The organism is Streptomyces sp. E11-3, assembly GCF_046540415.1.
Classification (GTDB): domain Bacteria; phylum Actinomycetota; class Actinomycetes; order Streptomycetales; family Streptomycetaceae; genus Streptomyces.
Genome location: NZ_JAZGRL010000054.1, coordinates 1 through 3,127, shown reverse-complemented (window position 1 = coordinate 3,127; position 3,127 = coordinate 1). Strand labels below are relative to the sequence as shown.

Sequence of the window (3,127 nt, the reverse complement as noted above, 5' to 3'; positions counted from 1 at the left end):
GGCGTGCGGACGCAGTACGGGGCGGAGTGCGGGGCCGGGGGCGCGGGGAGTACTCCATCCGGGCCTACGCTGGAGGCATGAGTACGTTGTATGGCCGAGGGTCGGTTGCCGGCCTGCCCACGTTCGACCGTTGCGCGGTCATGGGAGTCGTCAATGTGACGCCGGACTCCTTCTCCGACGGCGGGCGCTGGTTCGACACGACGACCGCCGTCAAGCACGGTCTCGACCTGGTCACCGAGGGTGCCGACCTGGTCGACGTCGGCGGTGAGTCCACCCGTCCCGGTGCCAGTCGCGTCGACGAGGCGGAGGAGCTGCGCCGGGTCGTCCCGGTGGTGCGGGACCTGGTCTCCGAGGGTGTCACCGTCTCCGTGGACACCATGCGGGCCAAGGTCGCCGAGCAGGCGCTCCAGGCGGGTGCCCGCCTGGTCAACGACGTCAGTGGCGGGCTCGCCGACCCCGCCATGGTGCCGACCGTCGCCGCCGCCGGCGCCCCCTTCGTGGTCATGCACTGGCGTGGCTTCAGCGAGGACATGAACAGCAAGGCGGTGTACGAGGACGTGGTCGGCGAGGTCGTCACCGAGCTCCACGCGCGTGTGGAGGCCGTTGTCGCCGGGGGTATCGCCCCCGAGCACATCGTGATCGACCCGGGTCTCGGCTTCGCCAAGCAGGCCGAGCACGACCTTGCGCTGATGGCCCATCTGGCGGACCTGCGCTCGCTGGGCCGCCCGATCCTGGTCGCCGCGTCCCGTAAGCGCTTCCTCGGCCGCGTACTGGCCGGTCCTGAGGGGGCTCCGCCGCCCGCCAGGGAGCGGGACGCCGCCACCGCCGCGGTCTCCGCGATCGCCGCGCACGAGGGAGCCTGGGCGGTGCGCGTCCACGAGGTCCGCGCCACCGCGGACGCGGTACGTGTCGCCCGTGCCATCCAGGGCGCAAAGGGAGCCAAGTGACGTCGCAGACCGAAGCCGTCACGCAAGCGAACACGGCGTTCTACGAGGCGATGGAGCGTGGTGACTACGACGAACTGTCCGCGCTCTGGCTCGACGACGGCTCAGGACCCGACTCGTGGTCGGACGTGTCCTGCGTGCACCCCGGGTGGCAGGTGCTCACGGGGCGCGGCGAGGTCCTGCGGTCGTATGCCGCGCTGATGGCGCAGATCGAGTACATCCAGTACTTCCTGACCGATCTCAAGGTCCGCGCGTCCGGCGACACCGCCGTGGTGACCTGCACCGAGAACATCCTGCTCGGCGGCCCCAGCGAGGAGGGCAGCGATCTCGGGCCGCTGGTCGGCCAGCAGTTCGTCGCCACCAACGTGTTCCACCGCACGCCCGACGGCTGGAAGATGTGGGCCCACCACTCCTCACCCGTCCTCTCGGACTCCGACGAGGAGGACAGCGAAGGTGGCGAAGGCGGCGAATCGCCCGCCTGAGGGTGGCACGGGGCCGTACGGGGTTGGAACCGCCGATCCTGGGTATGGGCGGCTACCAGCCCTCGCCCCCGTCTGTCCATAGCCCCCGTGGGCGAGCGCTGTCGGTGCGCGCGGGTAGATTCGCCTCAGGCTCGTGTGCCGACCGCACTCGGCGCAGGCCTGCCGAACCAACGATTGCAGGAGTGATTCGCGTGGATCGTGTCGCGCTGCGCGGCTTGAAGGCCCGTGGGCACCATGGCGTGTTCCCCCGGGAGCGCGAGGAGGGCCAGACCTTCATCGTGGACCTGGTGCTCGGCCTGGACACCACGGCGGCCGCGGCCGACGACGACCTGGCGAAGACCGTGCACTACGGCGTGGTGGCGGAGGAGGTCGTGGGGGTCGTCGAGGGCGAGCCCGTCAACCTCATCGAGACCCTGGCGGAGCGCATCGCCCAGCAGTGCCTGAAGCACGACGGGGTACAGGAGGTCGAGGTGATCTTGCACAAGCCGGACGCCCCGATCACCGTGCCCTTCGACGACGTGACCATCACGATCACCCGGAGCAGAGTATGAAAACTCCCAGCGACCCGACCGTGCAGCCGGTGCCCGCCTCCGTGGTCGAACAGGTCGACGCCGCCGACACCACGCTGAGCAACCCCAAAATCGCGGTGATCGCCCTCGGAGCCAACCTGGGCAACCGCCTGGAGAACCTGCAGGGCGCCGTCGACGCACTGGAGGACACCCCGGGGCTGCGGGTCAAGGCCGTGTCCCCGGTGTACGAGACCGAGCCCTGGGGCGTCGACCCCGACAGCCAGCCGTCGTACTTCAACGCCGTCGTCCTCATCAAGACCACCCTGCCCCCGTCCTCGCTGCTCGAACGGGCACACGCGGTCGAGGAGGCCTTCCACCGCGTCCGCGAGGAACGCTGGGCGCCCCGCACCATCGACGTCGACATCGTGGCGTACCAGGACGTCGTCTCCGACGACCCGGCGCTCACGCTGCCGCACCCGCGCGCCCACCAGCGTGCCTTCGTCCTCGCCCCGTGGCACGACGTGGACCCGGAGGCCCAGCTGCCGGGGCGCGGCCCGGTCGCCCAGTTGCTGGCGGCGGTCACCCGCGAGGGCGTCGCCCAGCGTGACGACCTGGAACTTCGGCTGCCCGACTAGTCGTTAGGGTCTAGCGGGCCCTTGCGGCCGACCAGCCGAGCAATGGACGAAAGCGAAAGGGCCACCGTGAAGCAGTTGCGCATCAGGACGCTGATCGGCCTGTTCCTGGTGGCCGGGGTGCTGTCCTGGGGCGGGGCCGGGATGTGGGATTCGATCGGCACCCTGCCAAGCGTCCCGCCGGCGGCGCCGATCGTGCTGGCGGCGATCGCGGCCGTGCTGCTCGCGACCGCGCTCTCGCTCCGGTCCAGGCTGCGCGCCCAGCGCGAGCGGCGGCCCGGCGCGAAGGGCGTGGAGCCGCTGATGGCGGCCCGTGCCGTGGTCTTCGGCCAGGCCAGCGCGCTGGTCGCCTCGCTGGTCGCGGGGATGTACGGCGGCACGGGTGTCTTTCTGCTCAACCGCCTCGACGTACCGGCCCGCCAGGACCAGGCGGTCTATGCGGGCTTCTCGGTGCTGGCGGGGGTGGCGGTGGTCGCGGCCGCACTCTTCCTGGAACGGGTCTGCAAGCTCCCCGAGGACGACGACACGGCCGAGGGCGCGGCGCCCGCGTAGCCCCCCCC

Annotated in this window: 5 protein-coding genes; all 5 read left to right on the top strand. The window is 71.2% G+C overall.

The window, feature by feature from the left end:
• Window positions 1-77 precede the first annotated feature (77 nt).
• The 5 genes from folP to U9R90_RS34800 all read left to right on the top strand — a co-directional run bounded on the left by folP (window position 78) and on the right by U9R90_RS34800 (window position 3,119).
• Window positions 78-947 carry a dihydropteroate synthase gene (gene folP, locus U9R90_RS34820; RefSeq protein WP_411061381.1) on the top strand — a complete coding sequence of 290 codons (870 nt, stop codon included), beginning with the start codon at window positions 78-80 and terminating at the stop codon, window positions 945-947.
• On the top strand, window positions 944-1,426 hold the full coding sequence (locus tag U9R90_RS34815) for a nuclear transport factor 2 family protein (protein WP_411061379.1): 483 nt from the start codon (window positions 944-946) through the stop codon (window positions 1,424-1,426). The genes folP and U9R90_RS34815 overlap by 4 nt, the downstream gene beginning before the upstream one ends.
• Before the next feature lie 191 nt (window positions 1,427-1,617).
• A complete protein-coding gene (gene folB / locus U9R90_RS34810; protein ID WP_411061377.1) occupies window positions 1,618-1,977 on the top strand; it encodes a dihydroneopterin aldolase in 360 nt (119 codons plus the stop codon).
• A complete protein-coding gene (gene folK / locus U9R90_RS34805) occupies window positions 1,974-2,570 on the top strand; it encodes a 2-amino-4-hydroxy-6-hydroxymethyldihydropteridine diphosphokinase (protein ID WP_411061375.1) in 597 nt (198 codons plus the stop codon). Before folB ends, folK begins: the two co-directional genes overlap by 4 nt.
• 66 nt (window positions 2,571-2,636) lie before the next feature.
• Entirely contained in the window at window positions 2,637-3,119 is a 483-nt protein-coding gene (locus U9R90_RS34800; protein ID WP_411061383.1) for a DUF3180 domain-containing protein, read from the top strand.
• Window positions 3,120-3,127: the final 8 nt, after the last annotated feature.